The 24,079-nt window shown below is 56.4% G+C and carries 19 protein-coding genes and 2 pseudogenes; 13 read left to right on the top strand and 8 right to left on the bottom strand.

Annotated elements, in window-relative coordinates:
• Positions 1 to 143: 143 nt before the first annotated feature.
• Positions 144 to 818: a lysozyme inhibitor LprI family protein gene (locus CCGE525_RS25400; RefSeq protein WP_120707106.1), complete on the bottom strand. Its 675-nt coding sequence runs from the start codon at positions 816 to 818 to the stop codon at positions 144 to 146.
• Between the two features lie 625 nt (positions 819 to 1,443).
• Between CCGE525_RS25400 and CCGE525_RS25395 the strand changes: the two genes are divergently transcribed.
• The 5 genes and pseudogenes from CCGE525_RS25395 (at position 1,444) to CCGE525_RS25375 (ending at position 4,777) form a co-directional block, all read left to right on the top strand.
• Positions 1,444 to 1,902 (top strand): helix-turn-helix domain-containing protein, encoded by a 459-nt coding sequence (locus tag CCGE525_RS25395; RefSeq protein WP_120707105.1) that lies wholly within the window; start codon positions 1,444 to 1,446, stop codon positions 1,900 to 1,902.
• 2 nt (positions 1,903 to 1,904) lie between these two features.
• Complete coding sequence (locus CCGE525_RS25390) at positions 1,905 to 2,378, top strand: PIN domain-containing protein (protein WP_342637452.1); 474 nt, start codon at positions 1,905 to 1,907, stop codon at positions 2,376 to 2,378.
• Positions 2,336 to 2,701 (top strand): annotated as a pseudogene (locus CCGE525_RS25385) (tyrosine-type recombinase/integrase); the annotation flags it as partial. The gene CCGE525_RS25390 and the pseudogene CCGE525_RS25385, both read left to right, overlap by 43 nt.
• Before the next feature lie 292 nt (positions 2,702 to 2,993).
• A complete protein-coding gene (locus tag CCGE525_RS25380; protein WP_120708620.1) occupies positions 2,994 to 4,061 on the top strand; it encodes a nucleotidyltransferase family protein in 1,068 nt (355 codons plus the stop codon).
• A 47-nt stretch (positions 4,062 to 4,108) separates the two neighbouring features.
• Positions 4,109 to 4,777, top strand: a complete 669-nt coding sequence (locus tag CCGE525_RS25375; protein WP_120707104.1) for a transketolase-like TK C-terminal-containing protein — start codon at positions 4,109 to 4,111, stop codon at positions 4,775 to 4,777.
• Between the two features lie 758 nt (positions 4,778 to 5,535).
• Here the strand turns inward: CCGE525_RS25375 and CCGE525_RS25370 are convergent.
• Positions 5,536 to 5,826, bottom strand: a complete 291-nt coding sequence (locus tag CCGE525_RS25370; protein WP_120707103.1) for a hypothetical protein — start codon at positions 5,824 to 5,826, stop codon at positions 5,536 to 5,538.
• 416 nt (positions 5,827 to 6,242) lie between these two features.
• Between CCGE525_RS25370 and CCGE525_RS25365 the strand changes: the two genes are divergently transcribed.
• The 4 genes and pseudogenes from CCGE525_RS25365 to CCGE525_RS39120 all read left to right on the top strand — a co-directional run.
• Entirely contained in the window at positions 6,243 to 6,956 is a 714-nt protein-coding gene (locus CCGE525_RS25365) for a winged helix-turn-helix transcriptional regulator (RefSeq protein ID WP_120707102.1), read from the top strand.
• A 259-nt stretch (positions 6,957 to 7,215) separates the two neighbouring features.
• Positions 7,216 to 8,466, top strand: a complete 1,251-nt coding sequence (locus CCGE525_RS25360) for an 8-amino-7-oxononanoate synthase family protein (RefSeq protein WP_120707101.1) — start codon at positions 7,216 to 7,218, stop codon at positions 8,464 to 8,466.
• A gap of 155 nt (positions 8,467 to 8,621) precedes the next feature.
• Complete coding sequence (rctB, locus tag CCGE525_RS38440; RefSeq protein ID WP_162950300.1) at positions 8,622 to 8,969, top strand: SMa0974 family conjugal transfer regulator; 348 nt, start codon at positions 8,622 to 8,624, stop codon at positions 8,967 to 8,969.
• Positions 8,970 to 9,121: 152 nt separating this feature from the next.
• Positions 9,122 to 9,369: pseudogene (locus tag CCGE525_RS39120) on the top strand (transposase); the annotation flags it as partial.
• Positions 9,370 to 9,615: 246 nt separating this feature from the next.
• Here CCGE525_RS39120 and CCGE525_RS25350 read toward each other — a convergent pair.
• The 3 genes from CCGE525_RS25350 to traA all read right to left on the bottom strand — a co-directional run bounded on the left by CCGE525_RS25350 (position 9,616) and on the right by traA (position 16,619).
• Entirely contained in the window at positions 9,616 to 11,109 is a 1,494-nt protein-coding gene (locus CCGE525_RS25350; RefSeq protein WP_120707100.1) for a L,D-transpeptidase family protein, read from the bottom strand.
• A 240-nt stretch (positions 11,110 to 11,349) separates the two neighbouring features.
• Positions 11,350 to 11,514, bottom strand: a complete 165-nt coding sequence (locus CCGE525_RS25345; protein ID WP_120707099.1) for a transposase — start codon at positions 11,512 to 11,514, stop codon at positions 11,350 to 11,352.
• 491 nt (positions 11,515 to 12,005) lie between these two features.
• Positions 12,006 to 16,619: a Ti-type conjugative transfer relaxase TraA gene (gene traA / locus CCGE525_RS25340; protein ID WP_120707098.1), complete on the bottom strand. Its 4,614-nt coding sequence runs from the start codon at positions 16,617 to 16,619 to the stop codon at positions 12,006 to 12,008.
• 122 nt (positions 16,620 to 16,741) lie between these two features.
• Between traA and CCGE525_RS25335 the strand changes: the two genes are divergently transcribed.
• The 3 genes from CCGE525_RS25335 to traG are packed head-to-tail and all read left to right on the top strand — an operon-like array spanning position 16,742 to position 19,162.
• A complete protein-coding gene (locus CCGE525_RS25335; protein WP_120707097.1) occupies positions 16,742 to 17,029 on the top strand; it encodes a TraC family protein in 288 nt (95 codons plus the stop codon).
• Complete coding sequence (locus CCGE525_RS25330; protein ID WP_120707096.1) at positions 17,019 to 17,258, top strand: conjugal transfer protein TraD; 240 nt, start codon at positions 17,019 to 17,021, stop codon at positions 17,256 to 17,258. Before CCGE525_RS25335 ends, CCGE525_RS25330 begins: the two co-directional genes overlap by 11 nt.
• Positions 17,249 to 19,162, top strand: a complete 1,914-nt coding sequence (gene traG, locus CCGE525_RS25325) for a Ti-type conjugative transfer system protein TraG (protein WP_120707095.1) — start codon at positions 17,249 to 17,251, stop codon at positions 19,160 to 19,162. The genes CCGE525_RS25330 and traG overlap by 10 nt, the downstream gene beginning before the upstream one ends.
• A 204-nt stretch (positions 19,163 to 19,366) precedes the next feature.
• Here traG and CCGE525_RS25320 read toward each other — a convergent pair whose 3' ends face one another.
• Together CCGE525_RS25320 and CCGE525_RS25315 are read right to left on the bottom strand one after the other, a co-directional pair.
• Positions 19,367 to 19,846: a hypothetical protein gene (locus CCGE525_RS25320; RefSeq protein WP_162950298.1), complete on the bottom strand. Its 480-nt coding sequence runs from the start codon at positions 19,844 to 19,846 to the stop codon at positions 19,367 to 19,369.
• A 308-nt stretch (positions 19,847 to 20,154) separates the two neighbouring features.
• Positions 20,155 to 21,153, bottom strand: coding sequence for an acyltransferase family protein (locus CCGE525_RS25315; RefSeq protein WP_120707093.1), 999 nt, complete (start codon positions 21,151 to 21,153; stop codon positions 20,155 to 20,157).
• 511 nt (positions 21,154 to 21,664) lie between these two features.
• On the opposite strand from CCGE525_RS25315, the gene CCGE525_RS25310 reads away from it, so the two are divergent.
• On the top strand, positions 21,665 to 21,895 hold the full coding sequence (locus CCGE525_RS25310) for a hypothetical protein (protein ID WP_120707092.1): 231 nt from the start codon (positions 21,665 to 21,667) through the stop codon (positions 21,893 to 21,895).
• A 97-nt stretch (positions 21,896 to 21,992) separates the two neighbouring features.
• Here the strand turns inward: CCGE525_RS25310 and CCGE525_RS25305 are convergent, their stop codons facing one another.
• Positions 21,993 to 23,879 carry a putative bifunctional diguanylate cyclase/phosphodiesterase gene (locus CCGE525_RS25305; protein ID WP_245472359.1) on the bottom strand — a complete coding sequence of 629 codons (1,887 nt, stop codon included), beginning with the start codon at positions 23,877 to 23,879 and terminating at the stop codon, positions 21,993 to 21,995.
• Between the last annotated feature and the right edge of the window lie 200 nt (positions 23,880 to 24,079).

The following is a 24,079-nucleotide window of genomic DNA, read 5'->3' as shown; positions in this document are numbered from 1 at the left end:
TGGCCTCCGTCACGCCCTCATTAATCCGTGCTAAATACTCATCTATCCCGAGGGAACACTGCTAGGCTCGATCAGAATCGGCGATAAAATCGAGAACAGGCGCCGATGATCGCAAGCAGCGAAATTTAATGTTCACGGGCCGATCAGCGCCGATACACGCCGTCCAGCTCAATATAGTCGGCTTGTTCTTGCGTGCATTTTTTTGTCACGGTTATGCGCCAAGCTTGGCTTCCAAAGCGTCGAAGCGTGACGATACATCCGTCGCCCATATCCATGTGTCCCAGACCGCCTCTCATTGTGGCCACGCCATCCAATCCACTGGCATAGACGTTGCCGTTTGTTGCAGCGTCTCGCGCCGCGTAAATACCGCTGATGGAAACCACCGCAAGGCCGCCATCTGGACCAAACATCTGCAACGTCCCACTATAATTGCTGCCGTCGCTGTAACTGTGAGATCGCGAGTATGATGTCGTTGCGATCCCACTACTATTCGTGATCAGATTGGGGATCCTGTCGTCGTATTGCTCCTTCACACAGGCGGCATCGCCGCACGCCTGTACCTTGGCGAGCCATTGCTGCTGAGCAGCACGTACCGCACCATTGTCGTCTTTATTCCGTGCTACCGCGTAAAGCTTAGACATAAGTCTGTCTCTGCCGATCAGGCTTTTGTCGCCGCAGATGATGTGGTCAACAGTCGAAGCCGCCTTTGAGCAATCGAGGCCTGCTGCGTGGGCGCCACCACTTGCTACCATGAACAGCGCCGAAGCGGCTAAAAAACGGATAGCCCCAGCTTTTCGTTTGCCGTCACTGCGTCGCATCAAGCTACTCCTTGGGTTTTGAGGATCGATGTCCTGAAACGGCTCCTAGCCGAACGCCTGAATGCTCGAACAGGTCGTCAGAAAAGCAGACAGGATTAAAGCCCTGGAATATGTGCTCACCGCAGCGTCTTTTCCCGAGGGGGCTGCATCCCATTCAAGGCTAGGGCAAAGGAAAATGACCGACGAGCTCCCTACTCTTTACTTTATTCTATTCCGGCGTGCAAATTTAGGTCAAACGCATTTTCGCTGGCATTTGATCACGGCGCCCCCGATAAGGCGCACTTCGAGGAGATCAATCTACGCTCGTCTGTACATTTGCCTTGTCGAAAGCCCGTGTGGCCTCTGGCGTCCAACCAAAGTTATGGATCGAACAGCGCGGACCGACTCACGTCCTTGATAGTTCGCCTGACATTATCATCGGCGATCGAGCGCCTTGAGGAGAGTAAAACCTGAGGCACTGTCATTTGGCATCCGGGCAGTTGAACGGATTTGAGCCGCAGACCAGGCTTTCGACAAAGCCGGTGTCGAGCCGGCCCTAAAAGCTACGGGCGCTTTCGTTTATTTCGTTTATTTCGTCTGCTGCGAATGTAGAGTAGAAATTGGTTTCGAATGGAGGGCCATCAAAATGACAGTTCCAGCAGCAGCCCAGGAACGGGGTGGGCGCCTGCCTTCGGCCTCCGAAAAAGCTGCAGCAAACCACCTGCGGAAGATACTGGCCGCTCATGCTACCGGCGACGCAAAATTGCGCTTGCTGGACGAAGAGACGCAGCAGTTGACGGAGATTATCCTCACCCCAGCGCTATCCAGTCTCCTAACGGAGCTATTGCGTCATATTGGCAAAGGTGATGCGGTGACGCTCGTTCCCGTCAGTAAGATGCTGACGACACAGCAAGCGGCGGACATTCTCAATGTATCGCGGCCATTTCTGATCTCCTTGCTCGATAACGGCGAGATCGAGCACTCGCTTGTTGGTCGACATCGAAGGATTCAGGCAGATCATCTTTTCAAGTACAAGAAGGAACGCGACGAGAAGCGGAGTAAAGCCCTTTCAGATCTTGCCGAATTGGATGCGGAGTATCTGTAAGCTTGTTCGCTAACCGCTTCACTGCCTTCGTTGACGCCTGCACACTTGCAAGTGCACTGAAGCGAAACTTGCTGCTGACCCTAGCGGAAGCGGAATTTTTTCGCCTCCGCTGGTCCGCAACTGTTCTTGATGAGGCCCAGAAGGCCGTCGAGAAGATCCTGGTCGATAAGGGCGTCGCCGATGCCGCAGTACGGGCATCGCGCGCGAGAGCAAGCATGGAGGCGGCATTCGAGGAAGCGATGGTCGTTGACTTTGATCAGTTTCTCTCCGCTTGCGAGGGTCTCCCTGACCAAAACGACGCGCATGTAGTTGCTGCCGCACTGAAAACGCAAGCCGCTATAATCGTAACCGATAATCTGAGAGACTTCCCCGACGAATTGCTCCGCCAGCTAAACCTTGAAGCGAGGTCGGCGGATGCCTTTATCGCCGATACGATCGCCTTGGATATCTCAGCGGTCGGCCCGTGGACGCTCTGAACGCCTGGCTGGACGCCGCCAGGATCGACAGCGGCAGCGTGTTTCGGGCGATCGATCGCTGGGGCAATGTTTCCCGCCGCGCGCTCGATCCGAAGGCGGTCAATGATATTGTCAAGCGGCGGGTGGCTGAGGCTGGGTTGGAGGTGCGGGAGTTTTCCGCACACGGGCTTAGATCCGGCTATCTGACCGAGGCCGCCACCCGCGGAATTCCCCTCCTCGAGGCGATGGATCAATCAAGACATCGCTCGGTTCAGCAGGCATCAAGTTATTACAACAGCGCGACGCGACAGAGCGGGCGTGCAGCACGGTTCTTGGTCCCGTAAGGGTCAATCAGGACAAATATCTCGTTTCAATTGCCGCCAAGGTTTTCGTCGTCGCTGGATGAAAGATCCGTAACCGCTCATCCGCCGCAATTATAATGTTTGTGCAAAAACATTATAATTGGCGCCATCATTGACATGGAACAGGAGAGTTATAATGTTTCTGCAGAAACATTATAATGAGTGATGTCTGAGATGAGCGGAGACATCTTTTCAAGAAGAAAGCCGCCTACGAAAGGCAATGGCCGAGTTGGCGGCCCAGCGGCTCACTGCGCTTCAGAAGGAAGAAATGCCGATGAAAGAGATCGATCTGGCATACCGAACGATGTTCGCGGAGCTGGTGCAGCGCTCGTTCGATGCGCAGTTCCATGCGGACTTTCCACTGGAGGGCCGATTTGTCACGGTTCCCGTCAAGGGCCGCGACTACTGGTATTTCGATCTCCCTACTCCAAACGGCGACAAGCGAAGCTATGTCGGCCCGCACAGCGACGAAGAGATTACGGCACGGGTGCAAGCTCACAAGGAGATCAAGGACAACATTAGGGAGCGCCGGCGCATGGTTAGCTCGTTGCGTCGTGCTGGCCTTCCCGGTCCGGATCCCTTCGCGGGCGACATCACGAAGGCCCTTGCGGACGCAGGATTGTTCCGACTGCGAGCCGTCCTGATCGGGTCGGTGGCATTTGGCACCTATGCGGGCCTTCTCGGCGTTCGGCTGCCCTCTTCAGCAATGCAGACAGGTGATGCCGATTTCGCGCAGGATTTCGCGATCTCCGCCGAGGTCGGCGACAGCCTGCCGCCTGTACTGGAGATCCTCCAGTCGATCGATCCCAGCTTCCGGTCGCTCCCGCATCCATCGGACCAAGCGAAAGTCGTCGCGTTCATGAACGGCAGGGGCTACCGAGTCGAGTTCTTAACGGGAAACCGGGGTTCGGACGAATACACGGGCAAGCCGTCGCCCATGCCTGCCCTCGGCGGCGCGTCGGCGGAAAACCTGCGATTTCTCGATTACCTGATCTACGAACCTGTCCGCACGGTGCTTCTCCATCGTGAAGGCGTAAACATCCTCCTACCTGCTCCCGAGAGGTATGCTGTCCATAAGCTCATCGTGGCCTCCAGACGACTGACAGACGCGCTCGGACGCGCCAAGGCAGACAAGGACCGATCTCAGGCAGCTTTGCTCTTCGAAGCCCTCGTGGAGACGCGCCAGGGAGACGTGCTGGCCGATGCCTACGAAGAGGCATGGGAGAGAGGACCGTCATGGCAGGAAGGCATCAGCAGCAGCCTCGCGAGGCTGCCTGACAGCGGCAAGCAAGCTCTCGCGAAGGCTCTCGGAGTGAACGTGGAAGATTTCGACAAGAAGTGAGCGGGCTGATGTTCCCCTAAGCAACGCTTGTCGGACGTGAACTGCACATGTCTGTCGTACTTTTTGTGAAGCGATGGTCTGGCGCCCACACCCGCTCACTGGCGGAGACCTTTACCCACCAGCCCGTCGAACAGTTAAGTGCCCTACGAGCGATCCCCGATCTGGCGATATATCGGCCCGGCGACGCGATCGAAACAGCCGAATGCTGGGAAACTATACTCGACAGATCGGAGCACCCTGCCCTCCTCGCACTATCCAGGCAATCGATGCCGTTGCTGCGACGAGATCGTTCAACCAGCAATCTTGCATCAAGGGGCGGTTACATTCTCGCGGATGCGGTTGGAGGAGAGCGCGAGCTGTCGATCCTGTCGTGCGGCTCAGAACTGCACCTGGCACTTGCGGCACGCAGCGCACTTCAAGCGGAAGGTATACCGACCGCGGTTGTTTCTCTGCCCTGCCAGCTCATTTTCGACCAACAGGATGATGAGTATCGCTCGATGGTACTCGGTAGGACGCGAGCCCGCGTTGCCATCGAAGCTGCCGTTCAAGCTTCATGGGACAAATACCTTGGATTAGACGGCGGCTTCGTCGCCATGCATACATTCGGCGCATCAGGAAAGGGAACCGAAGTCCTGAAAAACTTCGACATCACAACTGATGCCGTTATCAGACGATCAAGAGAAGTGGTTGCGCGGCTGAAAAAAACAGCCGCTTGATCGCAGGCAAGGTCAAATTATGGCTTGAGGATCTTATGCCATAGCAGAAATCCTCGGGTCAAAGCCGCAATCTCATAGCGTCGGAAGTCACGACTCTTGCGCAGGCATGGCCGCCTCGCAGATCTCGCCAGTCTTGCGATCGACGATCGGCACCTTTATTGCCTAGCCGGATCGTCTCCTGGAAATCACAGTGAAGTAGACTCAAACTCTACTGAGACAGCCTTTGAATTTACCATGGTGGAAAGTCCGACGCAGATCATACGTATCAGGCGCCGCTCCGCTTCGCTCATGCTCCCGCACGTTGGTTAGACCCCTGCAATGGGAGACGCTGATCTATGCCACTACCTCGGCGCCCAAGGGCCGCCTGGGACCGCAGGCGCCAGGCGGCATCAGCCCGATGGTGGCTGTACCTTGACAAAGCGATATAGCTAGCCGCCGAGCCGGCTATGACAAGGCCTCTCCGTGCAGACCATCTGGCCGGGCGGGTTCCTAACCAGGTGCCGACGCGTCATCCACTTAGCCGCCTGGTATGTCCTGGAATCGCGATCGCATAATCAGCCCTTTTGGAGTAAGCGGCGTCACGTTCAGATATTGATCGCCGACCAGTACCGGGTTTAACCAGACGACGCAGATCGGGATTTAAGATCCAGCCGCCGCTTGCGCGCAAAGCTCCAATCGATACCGCAAACCTCCGACATCGCTCGCCATCAATCATGGCCTCCGTACAGAACCCACGTCTGTCACCGCAGCCGGTATCCCTAGTGCGGCATGTTGCCGGCATTCAGGGGCAGTGCGTGGTCTATTGGGCCAACCGACAAAGACCCGCCGGAATGCAATAAATTGAAAACAGCGAACCAGAAATGGCCATCCGATACACGCCCATCTATCTTTGCAGATAACGCGCACCAAGCCACAGCAAGTGCCGCATCAGGACCATAGACCACCTGCGCGGCCAACGCTGCCGCCGCCGGCTCGCCATCAAACCAATTAGAGATATTATCGCCCAAGTACGGCAATTGACGATGTTTAGAAGAATCGATCACAGTCATAGGAACTCTCCCGTGAGTGTCCGGCACGGGTCGATCTATAGGCCGGACGTTGTTCTCACGAGTGAGTCACGACTGCGGAATATCGCATGTGTCGTGTGATCCCTGGCCTCTTCCTATTTTATTCGCACCAATCCATCTGCCTCGACATCAATCTCGGCTCTGAGTCGTCCTGGTTTTGGGCTGTCGCACCCATCCTCCTTTTTGTCGCAACAAATATATGACTAAATTTGTACGATTTTCCCTCTTTACGCGCAATATGAAATTGTGACAAAAAAATAACACCATATAGTCGCGAACTCGGACAAGATCGCTACCGATGGAAGTTATTTTTGTTGCATCAAAAATGCCGGCGACGCGATCTTTGATTTGCTCTTATTGTCGCGCGCCGGCGTCTATCGTTTGAAAGGACGCTATCGATGAAACCACTCGTCCTCATCCGCTCACCGGATTACGGATTTTATCTTCTGCTCGCACACATCCTAAACGCAGAAGGTTTCGAGTCCTCCTTGGCCGAAGGAACTGAAGAAGCGCTGGCCGGCATAAGCTCAGATGGCTTGGTTGCCGTGATCGTAGATTGCCACATCGATGCCTTCCCAATCAGCGATTTTGTGGCGGAAGTCAGGGCAGCTTCGGTCGACAAAGCTTTACCGATCGCTGTCATCGTGGGAGCAGGCAATCAGGAACTCTATCTTGAGGCCCTCAAAACAGGCGTGAATGAGATTTTCATGCGTCCGTTCAATCCGGAGCGATTTTTATCTTATTTGGCAAGTTTGCTGCCAAATAACATCTCGCGATCATCCGTTGAGAAAGCTTCACGCAACCAGCTCGTCTACGCGGAGATCACGATGGAACTCGATGCCCGACGCGTTGAAATCAACGGCACGGAGGTGCGACTAAGCCCTATCGAGTTTCGTCTTCTTCAACATTTCCTGCAAAAGCCAACCCATGTATTCAGCCGCGACGATCTGATTCAAGCGGCTTGGCCCGAAGGTTTCTTCGTAGAGCCTCGAACCGTCGATGTGCATGTCGGGCGTCTACGCCGGGCGCTCAAGAATATCGCAGGTCGCGACGTTATCCGGACGGTGCGTGCCGCTGGTTACGCACTTGAGGATTATCAGAAGGCGGACTGACTGCCAGAAACGTCGCTCTCGCTACGAAATCGAACCGGTCATCAATATGATGCTGCTTCTAGCACGTTCATCGAACATTCAACTCCGTGTCCTTGGCTTCACGGTATCTTCCAACAATATTACCGAAGCGATCGTTGTTCGCCGGCCCTTTTCACGGCAATAAAATGACATCGCGTCGCAGTTGAGATGCGATACGCACCGGCAGGGTCCATTCGCTGCTCGTGTCGTTGCCGCCACCACGAACAATTCGGATATTCCAATGAGCGATGATCGTCATTCGCCCACGGCCGCAGCCATGCCGCGGCCTTACCGCAACACCCTGAGCGTCATAAACTTCGCCGACCGAAATCTTGCGGCCGCTGAGCGAGAAGGCCTCATGGCACTCTACGTGAAGCCGGACAAGAATCGATCCGTTTTCTGGTCTGCAGCTTCCGAGGACCGTCAGGTCACAGACTTTGTTCGCTGCTCCTATCTCGGCCTCGACAATCATCCGCAAATCCTCGAAGGCGCCATAGAGGCGGTGCGGCGACACAATGCTCTGCACTGGTCCTGCGCGAGAACGAGACTAAATTTCAGCATGCTTGGCGAACTCGAAGACGCGCTGTCCGATCTATTTGTCGCCCGGGTCATAACCTATACGACGGTTTTAGCTGCCAATATGGGAGCCTTGCCGCTCCTCGCCTCCGGGCATCTTACCGAAAATAAAAGACCAACGATCGTCTTCGATCGGCTGGCGCATGCAACGCTTGCCTTTCACAAACCCGTCGTCGCTAACGAAACACGGGTCGAAACAATCGCCCACAACGATCTCAATGCGCTTGAGGACATTTGCCGACGCAACGACCGCGTCGTGTATGTCTGCGATGGCGTCTATTCAATGGGCGGCAGCGCGCCGATTGGAGATCTCCTGGCTCTACAAGATCGGTACGGCCTGTTTCTTTATATTGATGACGCCCACGGAATTTCCCTATTCGGCACGTCCGGCGAAGGCTTCGTACGATCACAGGTTGGCCGGTCACTCGGCGAGCGCACGATCATCGCCGCATCGCTCGGCAAGGGTTTTGGTGCTTCGGGAGGTTTGCTGATGCTCGGCACATTGCGGCAGGAAGAATTGTTCCGTCGCTTTTCGATCGCATATGCCTTTTCCGCATCGCTGAATCTCGCAGCAATTGGCGCCGCCATGGCGTCACAGGCTCTGCATCGCACGGAGGAACTCAAACTGCGCCAAGACGCACTTGGACAGCGGATCATCGCGTTCGACGGAAAGGTCGCCAGCGAACAGGCAGGCTCAACGCTGCCAATTCGCACCATAGAATTCGGAGGTGAGAGGTCAGCTATCCATGCCGCACGCCGCATTCTTAATAAAGGTTTCTTCACTTCGGCGATCTTTTTTCCGACCGTCGCAAAAGGCAAGGCTGGCTTGCGCATCTGCCTCACGGCTAGCCACAGCATCGAGGAGATCGAGGGACTAGCCCATGGAATCAGCGAGGTGCTCGATGAAGCGGGATAGATTGACAATTAATACATCGAATAGAAGGGGCGGTCCCGGATGGATGTGTCTGCAATCAGTTTACGACCACTTTTCTACGATGTCGTTCCAAATCGCGCGGTGGTCCGCGAAGGGAGCGAGCCACAGCCATCAAATCGAGAACTGGCGGTATCAAGATGTGCGACTATATTGCAGAAACTCACATTCTGTCGTCCGATGCCAATACATTGCTTGAACAAATTTGCCGACCGATAGCCGCTCTGTGCCATTCGGTGACGGCTAAAGGTCTGGAAAGATCCCTTGAATTTGATGACGGCCGCGTGATTATCAGGGCTGTCGACAATGGCTTAATTTTCTGGATCGTCGCAGGAAACATCCTCACCTTTTTCGGCATACGAACAATACTCGAGACCAGTCTGTTCAAGATCTCCCACACCGTACCGGAATGGATCCGCTTGTCTCCGACTGGAGGGGCATCCTCTGGCAAAAACAGGCGAATGGTCGATCTTTCCCGCCGCCGATAGCTCGGATCCCCCTCGGGAGCCCGGTTCGCCGCACGCCGGAACGTCTCGGCATAGATGGTTTCAATCTGCCGGACTTCTGCCTCACTGAGATCTGCAAATTCTCCCGCGCGGGCTCGCTTGGAAAGGCGCGCTTGAATGCGGGTGCAAGACAATCTCGTCTTACGATCACCTTCGCCCGCGGCACCGAGTTCACAGACTGGCCTATCTTCAGGCAAATATACGCGCGCAAACGTTGTTCTGTAATCCACAATCACCTTGGTGGAAGGGCACGGTCGAGAATGAGAACGGCCGGGTAGGGAAATGGCTTACGAGAGAGGTCGATCCATTGTCGATCACAGAGGCCGATCTGATCGATATCTGCAACCGGCTCAACGCCACACCGCGCAAATGTCTTGGCTAGCGAACGCCAGCCGAAGTCTTCCGCAAGAAACTGCTCGCTCAGGTGAGACATGCGGGTTAGCTTCTGCAGTTCCGCTAGTCGCGGTTCGCCATGAACTCACACATTATAAAATGTTTTTCGGCCGCCGGTCGGCAAGCCGTTGGGTCGGAGCTGGTAAAAGAGAGGGGCACCATGGACGCAGAACCGTTCACGCGGCAAAATCAATATTCACAAGAGCCACGCCAATCCACATCGCGCTCGCTTCCGTTAGGTGTTCGAACGGCTCGCGGTGATCGCCGCAATTGCGTTTAGCGTTTCGGCATCACGACCGTAAATATCTTCGTAGTAGTGCACGGTTCCGTCAGTTGTCGGCCAGGCGGTGAAGTAAGCGACATATACCGGCACCTCCTCGGGGACGGGCATGTCCTTTGTTGCTCCGTCTGCGATCTGACCATCAACGAAATCAATCGAGGTTTTCAACACGGCTGCCGCCATCGCCTGAGGGTTTTGAAGGCGGATGCATCCGTGGCTAAACATACGATCCTGTGACGCAAATTTTCCCCTAGCCGGGGTGTCGTGCATGTAGATGGCATGCGGATTAGGAAACAGAATCTTCAAACGACCAAGCGCGTTCTCCGGCCCCGGTGGCTGCACCACCGAGATGTTGTCCAGGGGTTGCGACCAGTCGACTTTTGCCGACGGCATCATTTTGCCTTTAACGGAAACCTTATAGCCTTCCCGGTCAAGGTAGTTGGGATCGCGCCGCAGTTTGGGTAGCATTTCGTTCTTGATGATCGATTGCGGAACGCCCCAATCAGGGTTGAACTCGACCGTTTTGATGGTTGCATCGAAAAAGTTTGTTTGATGATCCTGCTGCCCAATCACCGCCTTCATCGAAAGAGCCAGTTGCCCGTTTTCCTGATAATAGGCCATGTACGCAGGCTGATTGATGAAGACGTATCGATCCGGAAACTCCCGCGGAAGCCACCGCAGTTCTTCCATCGCGACGACAACCTTGTTGATATCGGCCAATGTATTGCTCGAAGCGGACGAGCTGCGAAGAAATTGGAGTTCGATCGCGAGCTGCGCAAATTTGGCGTTGTCTGGCACCACATGCTTGATTACGAGCGACAGGTTTGGAGCTAAGCCAAGCTCACTCAGGGTGGCCGCTAGATCCAGACTTTTGCGCTTGAAATCGTAATAGTTCGAGAGCGCGTTCGGATCGATACGTCCACGATAATTGTCTTGCAGGAACATGAGGAACTTGGTGCTCAGACTGGCCTCGAACTGTGCAAGCGCCTGAGTTCTCTCAGTCGAACCCTTGGGATATCGGTCGTAGGTCTGCTTAACTGTGTAGTCGCCAGCATTGAGGCCCCAGTCATCCGCTTGTTTGAGAAAGCTCAGTGCCTGGATTGCCTTCGACGTTGGCCCGCCTGCATCAACCCAAATTGTTTTAGCCTTTGGCTGTCCGTAGAAGCCCTCAATTGCTCGCGCGATGTCATCCGTGGCGAAGATCGACGCGTTTCCCATCTCCCGTAGTGTTTGCGCCTGCAATCCATCGGCTCCGAAGAGAGTCAACAAGCCTGGTCCGCTGATGGTCGGTACAATGTGGACCTGCCGCATAACAGGAGTGCGGTAATCGCTGGTGTGCTTCACCTGCGGAGCTAGGCGCGCCGCCGGAGGCGCAGCATGTGCGGCATGGAGAGTTGCCGCCAAGGCTCCGATGAGCGGAATGACCGTGCGGGCCAATCGCTGCGCCATATGATAGGACCCCGGTGAAACACGAAACTTTCGCATAGCGAATGGCATTTGTTGCCGTTGGTGCTCGAACGCACCGAGCGGTTCGGCTAAGTGCTCTTCTCCTTTAAAGGCTTGTGCAACCAAGCCCGATCAGTTGGGCGGAAAAAGGGCGGCACGCCAGGCGATCCTTCTCGCCGTGAAGTCAGACACGCGCATGATCGCCTTCCATTAGGCAAAGCACAGGCTGTAGTGACGTAACTGTCACGGCCACGTCGTTATGGCAGCAATGATGACGAAGCCTCTGAAGTCGGCGAGCAGCTTATCGTAGCGGGTGGCAAGCCGGCAGAACTGCTTGAGCTTTGCAAAGAAGCGCTCGATGAGGTTGCGTTTTTTGTAGAGGCGCAGTCGCAGCGTTGCGGGTGGCATCGCTCTGACCGCGGCGGGATGACCGGAATAGCGCCGGCATCCAGAATGGTGTCGTGGAAATGCACGGCGTCATAGGCCGTATCTGCGATGACGTGGCCGGACTTGAGGCCATCGAACCACGCCGGATGGCCAACGGTCCGCTCCCGGTCTTACCTGTTCATCCGGGCTACGACATTCGAACAGACCTGGAAGAAGCCGCAGCCTTTGGCGATTGATCTAAGAAATCATATAGCAGTTACAATTACATATGAGTTCCCAGTTCCATCCTCTCCGGCGCGCCGCGTCAGCGGCTACGTTCAATCGGCAATGATTCAAACACTCTAGTGGCGCAGCGAACGGGCGATACCACAACCGATGTCGGCAAAAAATTGAAGTCAGCTTCTCCTGCTAGGCGCTCCTTTGGCCGGAGGAAGCGGCAAATCCCAATCAGGTCTGGGCGATAGATTGGTTCATGACCATTTGGCGAAATGCGAGATCCATCCTTTGCACCCCTAACTCCCGATCGCCCGCGTTCCACTGATCGTACGAGTGTTACGCTCTGCAATGATCTTCTGATTGCTGTCGATCCGAACTGCGTGCTGCAAGACCTTCAGAGATTCACGCATAACCTCGAATGCCTGTCGTTGTGTGGCGGGCACCAGGTTCGCGGCATCGTTACCACCACGAGCGATGGCGCTTCGCCCGAAACGGGCGTCGAGCGCCTTACTGACCGCAGCAAACTCCCCGCGAACTTGCGGATCCAACGTGGCGACTGCGGCATCTAAAGCCTGATTGCGCAGTCTTGCCGCTTTTATCAAACGAACAAGCTCGTCCTGTGCGGACTGCGACAGTCCCGGAATGGCGATTGCCATGCGCCGGCGCTCTTCCGTGATTGTTTGGCTCTCCATCTCAAATGCGGCGACATAAGACGATGCGAGCGCTTTGATGCTGATGTCCATGTCGGCGACAGCTTGCAGCGCCTCCTTTCGCTCGCGACCGGGTGCAAGCAGCCGGTCCATCATCTTGCCGGAACCGCGGAGTGCGCCATAAGCAGTTGGATCGTTATGGACGGCGGTGGTAATGCGCTCGGCAGATATGCCTTTGAGAACCAAGCTCTCGATTGTCTGAGCCGCATCTGCAGGATCACGCCAGATCCGTGTCGCAGTCTCGGCGAGTGCGGCACGTTGCTGCCGATGATAAGATCGTGCCAAAGCCCGGCTGCGAGCTTCCTCTTCAACCGGCGTTCTGAATTCGGTGACGGCGGGAAGCATGGGCGGCGCAACCTTATTTTCCGGAACACTCGCGGTGGCAAGGGCTCGCGACCGATCGTACCGCTCGATCTGATGCTGCTCCTCTGCAAAGCGCTTTACGGCTTCAAATAGCCTCGCCAGCTCGTCACGCTTTTCTGGTGTGAGGTTCTCCGGCATACGCTCGATCATGCTACGCTCGGCAATGACATCGGCCTTCGACGTGAAGGCGCTCCAGCCGAAGCGTGCAGTCAGCGCTTCGCCGACCGCCTTGATCTCCCGCACGATCGCGCGATCTTCAGCGGCAACGGCGAAGGCGGATTTATAGGCATCCTCTCCGCCCTTCATACGCACCACCTCGATTTCGGACAGGCGAGCAAGTGCTTTTTCGGAGAGCGCCGGAACGGACACGGACATCGATGAGCGACGGTTCTGCTCGAGCAACTCAAATTTTGCAGCATCTTTGCGGAAGGCTTCGGCATGAGCTCTCGCCAAAGCTGTCATATCCGCCACAACTGTCATGGCCGCATTGCGCTCATCACGTGCCACGCGCCCGTCGATCAAATGCTCAGAGCCGCGCAGAGGTCCGAGTTGATCCGGAGATCGGGCGAGGCTTTCGGCAAGGCGTCTCGGCTCAGTCCCTAATACTTTCTCATTTAGTGCCAGGAGCGCCCGATCGGGATCGCGATAGATTGTCTCGATCAGGGTTCGCAGAATAACTTCTCGCCCCTTCCACGCTGTCGACGCCTCCTGCGCGCGGCGCGCATCCTCAGCAACACTTCGCGGGAATGACGTCATCGGCCCCAGCAGATTACGCGGATCCTCCATAACTTTATTGCGCGCAATGGGCGGTGACGCCACTCTGTCGTCATCGTAAGCCATGCGCCGCTCCCTGACGATCGCCAACCCCAATGCAATGCTCGCGCGCTCCCAAAGCTCAGCCAATTTCTCCCCCTTCTCGGCAAGCCATGTCCACCGCTTGGACAAAGCCTCTTCGATCTCGCCCGCAGCTTCGGCAAGCCGGTCGATGCCGCGGCGGCGCGCAAAATCATCGACGTGGCGCTGATAGCCAACCTCGTTCTGGTAATCGAGCGTCACCGTCTTGGCACCCGAGCGCGACAGGCGCTCGATCAGCGGCTTGAATAGTTCCGGCCGATGGCTTTCGCGCTCAATACGCATGCGGCGCGCCTCACCGCTTTCAACCCACTGCGCCGTCCAGACATTGCGCTTGACCAGCCGTTCCTCGTAACGTCTTGTGCCGTTCTCTCCATCGACGACTGGCACCTTCACGGTCACTCGCTCGACGCCGTCCTTGCGCAAGGTCACGGTATCGCCGACGCAGATACCGCCCTTCTCCAATGCCGCCGGCATACTGACGCCCCAGAGGCGATGTGTTTTTCCGTCGTCGGTCTTCACCTCGGCATAGGGGCTTGGGTCGACATCGGCGCCCTCGCGGAACTTTGCCTGACCGACCGCCACGAGCTCCCCGCTAACGCCAGCGGCATGATCGACACGCGCCGGCCTTTCCCACTCAGGGCGTGGTACGAAATCCTCTTTTGCCGCATAAAGATCGACCCGGTCGCGATGACGCGTCATTGCCACATAGGTCAGATGCCGGTCCATCATGCCAGTTGCCAGCACGAAGGTCCGATCGACGGTTGCACCCTGCGACTTATGGATCGTCACCGCATAACCATGGTCGATATTGCGATAGCTATCCTCGCCAAAGACAACCTCACGGCCACTGTCGAGACGGACCGAAAGCAGCGTGTGACCGGGCCTGCCGGTAATCGACATCACCGTTCCGAGCATACCGTTTTTCACATGCTGAGGACCGAGATTTTGTGCCCTGTGCTCAACGAGGCGCGCATTCTCGAGGAAGATGATGCGCTCTCCGACGGCGAATTCGCGTTTGCCGCGCTCAGTCATGATGGTACGCTGTTCGCGCAGTATCCCTTGTTCGACCATGACCGCCCGCAATGCCTCGTTAAGGCGCTTTACGTCCGCATTGGTGTGGGCGATAACGAGCAATTCATCACCGCGGAGGCGCGCAGCGCGATCTGCAGGATCGTCCGCCTCCTCCAGACACTGCATCCTGGCTTTTGTCCAATCGATAACGATCCTACCGACGGCTTCGTCTCTGCTGTTCGTTTCGGTAATGCGACCATGCGCTGCCTGGAGATCAAGCGCCGGTTCTACCTGGCCGCGCGCCAACAGGCGGGATGCATCGCGTGCCCAGTCCTCGCGCTGGCGGCGCACACCGGCGAGTTCGGCGAAGCCGATGCGTTCGACAATAGCACGAAATGCAGCACCCGCCTGGATCGGCTGCAACTGCATCGCATCACCGACCAGAACTATTTTCGCGCCCGCTTCCTCCACAACCTTCAAAACACGCGCCATCTGACGCGACGACACCAAGCCGGCCTCATCGATGACAAAAATATCGCCACGCTCGAGTTTAGAGCGACCGGCGGCCCAGGCGGCCTCCCAGGAAGCCAGCGTCCGTGAGAGGATCCCCGAACTGTCCTCAAGTCCTTCCGCCGCCTTACCTGCAAGGGCCGCGCCAATGACGCGTCGACTGTCATTTTCCCAGGCGATGCGAGCCGCTTTCAGAAGCGTTGACTTGCCAGTGCCGGCAAGACCAATGACGGCCGCAATGCCGTTGTCGCGCGTGATGTCACGGATCGCATCGATCTGTTCGCTGTCCAGACGAAGCACGATTTCCGAATCGTGCTCCTCGAGGTTTCTGATGGCCGCGGCGACACGCTTCTCCGCAACTGCGAATCCACCGCGCCTCGACAAAATCTCCGCCGACCGGACCATCTCATATTCGACGCGCAGCATATGCCGCGTCGTGAAGATCGCCGGTTCCGCCGCCATTGCGGTCTCGGGATCACTCTGCTGCGGTTTCAGCAGTACAAGCTCATCCGAAATCATCAGCTTCGCATGGATATTCGCGAAGTCGGAAGGATCGTCCACATAACGATGCAGCGCTCGCGCTATATCGCGCTCATCGAAGGTGGAGCGCTCATTGCCGAGCTGTTCCAGCACGAGCTGTGGATCGCGAAGAAGACGGTCCGCTATCTCCTGTCGGCGGGCCAACTCCGCCGGAGCAAAGTACATCTTCCCACCCTTCTTCACCAAGGCCGCCTTGGCCGGGCCAAGATGTTTTTGAGCAATACCGTCCAATCCCTTTTCGGCATAGGAGCGGCCGTCAAGGTGGATGTCGTGGCCTGCAAGCGAAAGGTGGCGATTGGCCGTTTGTGCCCAGGCGATCTTCCACTCATTCAGCGTCTGCCGGTCACCACCCCACCGGCGATAGACGATATCTCCCGTCGCACGTCCAGATCTGGGCACACGCAGCGGCTGACCATCCTCTCCGATCACCATCTCAACCTTAAGCCCAAACCCCTCATCGGTCAGCGGACGCAATGTCATCATCAAGTGGACATGCGGGTTGCCTTGCCTGTCATGATAAACCCAGTCGACGACCATCCCTTTTTTGGTCAAGTTCTCGCGCACAAATTCGCGCACGAGCGCGATATTCTCGGCCGGCGCCAGCTCTTTCGGTAGGGCGATAATCAGCTCGCGAGCAAGCTGCGCATTGACCCTCTGTTCAACCGTCTCGACGGCATTCCACAAGACCTCGCTGGCGCCGGCGACCGTCCGACCATCAATCGCGCTGCGCAGCCAAGCCGGCGCCTGATCTGGCAGCGCCAATTCCTCGTGCACCAGTTCCGCCGCGATGCCCTTGCTGGGGAAAGCGGTGCCAATCTGTTCGTCCACCATCTTCTTGCGGTGGCGATAAGCGGCAGCCGAGATAACGCTGCGTCCCGCGCCTCTGCCAATCATCTGCGCTCTGACGAACATGATCGCCATGATCGATCTCCAATCCTTCCGAGCATGTTGCGCCCCGCCGCAAAATAACCCATTTTACTGATGTGTTCTAGTCAGTATAATAGGCTGTCAAAACGATGCCCCAATCGAAATGGAAGTGACAAATGGCCATAAAATCATCGATAATGGACCTTGATGCACAGATCGAGAAGCTCCGCGAACGACGAAGAGTTTTAATAGTTAAATCTGCCGAGCGCTTCGCCCGCGCTGCGACCAAGTCCGGCTTGGCGGAGATGGAGATTTCTGACGAGGAGCTCGATCGGATCCTCGAAGAGGTTGCTGCGCGATTTCGCAAAGAAGCAAAGAAAGGAGCTGGCGGCGCGTCTCCTCAAACGCACCAACCACCAGATAGTGGCACTGGAGCGCCGTCGGAGGTTTCAGATGAGGGCTGATCGAAAGAAGGAAGCGCACGAGAAATTCCTGCTCGGCGGCATCGTCGTGAAGGCCGGCCTTTCGAAAGCCGATCGGGCGTTCCTGCTCGGCGGCCTCATCGAACTGGCGCAAGTGACGCCGGGGTCAAGCGAACATAGGCGGTTGCGCGACATTGGCGAAGAGGCGTTCAAAACCCCTCCGCCCGATCCCGTTCCGTTGCACATTGAGGAGAACGCCGAATGGCGCTGAAGGGTCGATTGCATCTGAGTCTGTCACTCGTGTTCGTGCCGATCACGGTGACTGCGATCACCGTCTATATCGTCGGCTGGCGGTGGTCGGGTTTGGCCACAGGCATGACGGGCAAAGCGGAATATTGGTTTCTTCGGGCAGCTCCGGTGCCAGCGCTACTATTCGGATCGTTGGCGGGGCTTTTGGCCGTCTGGGCGCTGCCACTGCATCACCGGCGACCGATCGCGATCGGGAACCTGCTGTGCTTTCTCGGCATCGCGGGGTTCTACGCGCTCAGGGAATACAGACGTTTGACACCTTTCGTGGAGAATGGGGTCGTCACCTGGGAACGGGCGCTATCCTATCTCGATATGGTCGTCGTGATCGGCGCGCTCGCGGGGTTCATGGCGATGGCCGTTGCTGTCCGCATTTCTGTCGTCCTGCCCGAACAGGTCAGACGCGCGCGTCGCGGAATCTTCGGCGACGCCGACTGGCTTTCCATGTCGGCGGCGGCGAAGCTATTTCCGCCCGATGGCGAGATCGTCATTGGAGAGCGTTATCGCGTCGACAAGGAAGTCGTTCATGAGCTGCCCTTCGATCCCAACGATCGCGCCACCTGGGGAAAAGGTGGCAAGGCGCCGCTACTAACCTACAGCCAAAACTTCGATTCCACCCACATGCTCTTCTTCGCTGGCTCAGGCGGCTACAAGACGACCAGCAATGTCGTGCCGACAGCTCTCCGCTACACCGGTCCACTGATATGCCTCGATCCCTCCACCGAGGTCGCGCCGATGGTGGTCAAGCACCGTGCGCACGCACTTGGCCGGGAGGTCATGGTGCTAGATCCGACCAACCCGATCATTGGCTTCAACGTTCTCGACAGCATCGAAGTGTCGAAACAGAAGGAGGAGGACATTGTCGGCATCGCGCATATGCTGCTGTCGGAGAGCGCGCGCTTCGAGTCCTCGACCAGCTCCTATTTCCAAAACCAGGCGCACAATCTTCTGACCGGTCTGCTGGCGCATGTCATGTTGTCGCCGGAATATGCCGGCCGGCGAAATCTCCGCAGCCTGCGTCAGATGGTGTCAGAGCCGGAACCATCGGTGCTTGCTGTGCTGCGCAACATTCAGGAGAATTCTGGGTCAGCCTTCATTCGGGAAACGCTCGGCGTCTTCACCAACATGACCGAGCAGACGTTCAGCGGCGTCTATTCCACCGCGTCGAAGGATACGCAATGGCTGTCACTGGACGGCTACGCAGCGCTTGTGTGCGGCAGTACTTTCAAGTCGAGCGATATCATCAATGGCAGAAAGGATGTGTTCCTTAACATACCCGCTTCAATCCTGCGCTCCTATCCGGGTGTTGGTCGCGTCATCATCGGTGCACTGATCAATGCCATGATTCAGGCCGACGGCGCCTTCGGGCGTCGGGCGCTGTTCATGTTAGATGAGGTCGATCTTCTCGGCTATATGCGGTTGCTGGAGGAGGCTCGCGACCGTGGTCGCAGGTACGGCATCACCATGATGCTTATGTATCAATCGGTCGGACAACTGGAACGGCATTTCGGTAAGGACGGAGCGACCTCATGGATCGATGGCTGTGCCTTCGTCTCCTATGCGGCGATCAAAGCGCTCGACACCGCGCGCAACGTGTCGGCGCAATGCGGGGAAATGACCGTCGAGGTTCAAAGCCGCTCCCGCAACATCGGCTGGGATATGAAAAGCGGTGGCACCCGCAAATCCGAGAGCGTGAACATGCAGCGCCGGCCGCTGATCATGCCACACGAGATCACCCAATCGATGCGCAAGGACGAGCAGATCATTATCGTGCAGGGCAACAGTCCGATCCGCTGCGGTCGGGCGATCTACTTCCGGCGCAAGGATATGAATAGGGCGGCCAAGGCCAATCGCTTCGTGCGACCCTGAAAATCAATGTAGGCCCGCAGCGACGCGGTGGCAGTATGTTGGCTTCCGTCATCTCCCGCACATATCGCGCAGGCCAAGCACGTAGGATAACAGCCATCCAATTGAACTCTTTGGGGGAAACATCAGCTTTCTATATCGCGTTCCCTCGCGCTGAAGACAAGCTCTAAACAGGCCCGCGCCATCCAGATTGCTCCCGCAGCCGGATCACTGCATCCCGCACAGATTCGACAGGCGTATTTGCGCCCAGTTGCGCAGAAATTCTTGCGTCTGCGGCAGGCCCGACAAGAGCTCGCCGGCCTTGCCGCTAATATTTATATCCGAATCCGTTATCTTGCATGCACCGATATCCATCGTCACCGTCGCCACGACCTTGCCGTCCAGTGGTGATAATTGCAGGAAGGATTCCGAACTCGATCCGCATGTCAGAGATACGTTTGCGGTGATTGAAACGCCGTTTGGAGCCGTGCAGAAGTCGACAGCGGTGACCTCGAGCCTCCTGGTGCGATTTGGTCCTGAAGGCATCTGTTCGCACAGCTTTGCAGTAGAAATTATTGAGGCTATCTGTCGCCATTCCGGGCTTTTCAAAGCTGACCAGCAGCCGGCCGAAGCAGTATCGGACAATAAAAGAAATAAGCCTGCGGAAATACAGCCTACTCCCGCAAATCTGACAAACCGGTCTCTCATTTGACCGCTCTCAATATTTTTATGCGGTTGAATTCTACATGGGTTTTGCATCGCATTCAACCATCAAAGCTTTGAAAACACTGTCATAGGCTTTCGCGCACTCGCCATGCGCTGTCGGCAATGCCGGGCAACGTCATTCTTCGGCGCCTCAGGCCGCATCAGCTCCAATCGTTGGGCCACGGCGCAAAGTCTGCCCAACTCAACAGGCCGTTGCTGTGCGCTCGGCCGCCCGCGCCATCTGCACTCCAACACTTCGTGGCCGCTAAACTCGCGACCCACGTTCTAGCTGCAGCCAAGCAAAAGCTTCACTATTCCGGCACGGTCTTCGTTCGAGACGGACGCATCAGTCGAAGCATCGGGCGTTCGATAAGGACGTAGCAAACCAGGGAAAGTCCCAGCGAGCCCGCCACGACGAGCAAGGGAAGCGCCAAATGCGGCACCCCAACGCGCAACAGGATCGCGGTCACCACGACACCGGTGAGCACATGCCAGATATAAATCGAATAAGAGGCGTCCCCCAGGAAGTGCATGACCGCCAGCTCTGGCAAGCCTCGCTCTCGTTCGGCAAAAACCGCACCCAAGATCAGAAGAGTTGCCGGCACGCCCCAGCGAAGGACCCGATCGAGATTGGGCAGCAACGCACTGATCAGCAGCAAGACAAATCCGCCTATCATCAAGACCATGGCGATCCGAAAAGGGATTCTAAAATTCGATGTCCACAGCCGCCCGATTATGACGCCTGCCGCGAACTCCAGAATCATCGGCGCGGTAAAAACACGCGCATAGCTGAAAGGCATCTGGGAATGCGCAGCAACGATAAGAACCAAAGCCATCAACAAAAAGCAAAACCGATTGAATTCCGAAAGGAGCAATGAAATGCAAAAGATGAGATAGAAGAACATCTCATAGGACAATGTCCAACCCTGCACCACAATGGGATGCAGCGCATCATCCTTGATAAGAGGCAGGAAAAATAGCGAGCCGACAAAATTCGTAGCACTCGGATCCGCCTCGAAAAAGAACAGTGGCTTCATGATAATCATGACAACCGTAACGATCGTCGCAATCCAGTAAACCGGCACTATTCTCGATATTCTCCGCGACATGAATTCCTGTGGGCTCGTCAGTTTTCCCTGGGTCGTAACCCACATGATGAAACCGCTGATCACGAAAAATATATCGACGCCGGAAGCTCCGATCTTAAATCCAAGGTCGTATGTCTCACTGACGTGAAAGAAGACGACGGAAATCGCCGCCACGGCTCGCAGATACTGAATACTCTTGATCTGGCTATGACTTTTCAACATGCCGCCTGAAATCCTCTTCGGCTCATCAGACGGGATCAGAAACCATAGGCCTGTCTCGCCTCAAATGAACAAACGTTCCTATAGTGCTAGCATCGATCAGGCGCCGCCGATCACGGCGAAGATCGTGCGATAGTAAGAGGAGCCACTTTGGCATTTCAATGGACGTGAATAAGATCGATAGACAGTGATAGGGACAGTTGATCGATCGTGATGCTTAAAACCAGCGGTCCAACTGTCCCGCCACCGACAGTCCGTAGCAAGTGGCTAACGTTGCTGTCGCCTGCCGATTTTGTTTTCGCATGCTACGCCGCTCGATTCGACCTTACAAGCTGGCCCCCTCTACTCCAATATGAGGGTGCAATAACTCTCGGTTGTTCAAGTGGCGCTGTTTTGCGGCCAGAGAGCGAGTGATAATATCCGCCGAGCGAGCCGATGCGGATTTCGTCGACAAATAGACCAGTCTGTCACAAGATTGACGAGGACTGCTGTCCCAGAGCAAAGGATATAGCTGATGAGCATCACCTGCCCTATCTGTGAAGCCGAAGCCGAAGAAAAGCTGCCGCGCGTAAGCGACCGCGTCGAGATTATCTGCCCGATGTGCCTTCGTTTTGGCATCACCACATCTGCGCTCGCCATCGTTTCCCATCGGCTGCCAGAAGATCGACATGCGGCTCTTTACCATGCCAGGGCAATTGCCGTGCAGGACGAGAACCTACCGCTTATCACCGCCGGGATGTTGTGAACATTTCCTCCAAGCGATCAGACCAATCACCGCATCCGCTAGACACGGCGATGCGCTGAACGGCCGGCCTGGTTCACCGACCGCTTGCTGAGAGGCGCTATGCGTTTAGCGCCAATAGATCGGCACTCACCGGCCTGCCCAGATGAAACCCTTGAACCCGGTCGATGCTGAGGTTCTGGAGGACAGACATCTGAGCCTCGGTCTCCACGCCTTCTACAAGAATCGTGTTCCCCCGGTTGCGGATAAGGGCGACCATGTCTTGCAACATGGTCAGTCCCCGTTGGTCCGAACAATCATGCAGGAAGGTTCGGTCAACCTTGACGGTGTTGAACTCGATCGCCCGAAGCCACGACAATCCAGCATAACCAGAGCCGAAATCATCCAGCCAAATCTCGACGCCAAGCGCTTGGAGATCGGCGACACACTGCAGCACCTCGGGTTGCATCTCCATATCCAAGCCCTCAGTGACTTCCAACGCAAGCCGGGCGCCGGAGACGCGGGTTTCTTCCAGAATAGCTGCAACGCTCATGGCGAAACCGGGAGATCTTAACTGCACCGGAGAGACATTCACGCTCACTGTGGCCAAGCGATCGGACGCCAGGATGTCCTGGCATGCCGTCTTGATGGCCCATCGACCCAATTCGATGATGGAGCCAGTCCGTTCCGCGACAGGAATAAAGACGCCTGGCGGCACGGAGCTTCCATCGGGCATACGAAGCCGCATCAAAGCCTCGACGGCTTTCATCTGGCCGTCCCTGAGATCGAATATCGGTTGATAGACCAGCGATACCAGTCGCCGGTCGATGGCCGCCGCCAGCAGCGGCACCAGCTTTCCGGCATCCTCGTTCGGACGCCGCAACGTCGGATCAAATGTTCGAACGCAGTTTCGGCCAGAGGCTTTTGCGTTGTAGAGCGCGAGGTCGGCCTCACGCACAAGCCATTCCACCTTCGCTCCCGATCGTTCGCTGATGAAAGCAACGCCGACACTCACCGTTACGAACTGTGTGTCGTCCGGCCGCTCTTCATGCCGAATTGCGCGCGCCTCAACCTGGTGTCGAATTTCCCCCGCTATATAGGTCGCTTCACCCTGCGCCTTTAAAGGCATGACGGCGATGAATTCCTCGCCGCCGTAACGACCAATGATCCCCTCGTGGCGTTCGACAAGTTTCTGAAGCGTCGTGGCAATCACGGTCAGACATCGGTCACCTTCCTGATGGCCGTAGCGGTCATTGAAGCGCTTGAAGAAGTCGACGTCGATAAGGATGACAGAAAATTCGCGGCCGTCGTTTTTCCATGCGCTCCAGCACTCATCCAGCCTTCGGTCGATCGCGCGCCTGTTCTCGATGCCCGTGAGATAATCAGTGTGCGAAAGACGCAGCAAGGCCTTTCCGCGCTCCGTTGCCTCCCAATGCTGATGGCGAGCCTCTGCCGCATTCAGGAACACGTTGTAACGCTCGACATTCAAACGCCAGTTCACGAACGACGTGAATACAAAACATGAGACGTAAAACAGTCCGAAGGCGAGGTGGTACACCGGTGTCGATGGAAAGAATCCGTAGAGCGCCACAAAAAACACGCCCAACACCGTGCCTGATGTCAGGACGGATAGACGAAACGAGAAGCTGAAGAACAGATTCGCGCCCATCATGAAAATCGCGCCGAAGATCATGTAGTACGACATGCTCGTCGCATATTTTGTTGTGACAGCCGGACAGAGCCAGGCGACGTAACCTAAGATCAGCGCCAAGGCGCATGTGCCGTCCAACCAAACGGTCTTCGCCTTCGCCAACCTCAAAATCTCAAAGGCCATGAGCACGATGACCGCTGTAACAAACCGCAAGGCGATCGTTAGCGGCGCGACGTCAGGAATGAGCCAAACGTCAGGGGCGGCAAAGGCAACATAGACGGCGACGGCCATCCACAAGCCGTGACGCGTGCATTGCCGGCGGACAGCATCATTTTCCGATGCGTAGGCAGCCCTCATCTCCGAAAGGGAGCTACGGAAGTTTTCTGTCGGGACAGCGCAGTCTGCATCCGGAAAAGGGGCCGTTGCGGGGCTTCCTGATGCAATCTGTTCTGAAGACATTCCATCATAGAACATGCGGCGACGCCCTCCGAGCATTGCTGCCGATGAACCTGAGCTCACCGCTTCCAAAGTTCCGTTCGTCTTAGCCACGAGTTTTT

It is taken from the genome of Rhizobium jaguaris (assembly GCF_003627755.1).
Taxonomy (GTDB): Bacteria; Pseudomonadota; Alphaproteobacteria; order Rhizobiales; family Rhizobiaceae; genus Rhizobium; species Rhizobium jaguaris.
The sequence above is the reverse complement of the archived record's forward strand: the minus strand, read 5'-3'. Positions and strand labels throughout refer to the sequence as shown.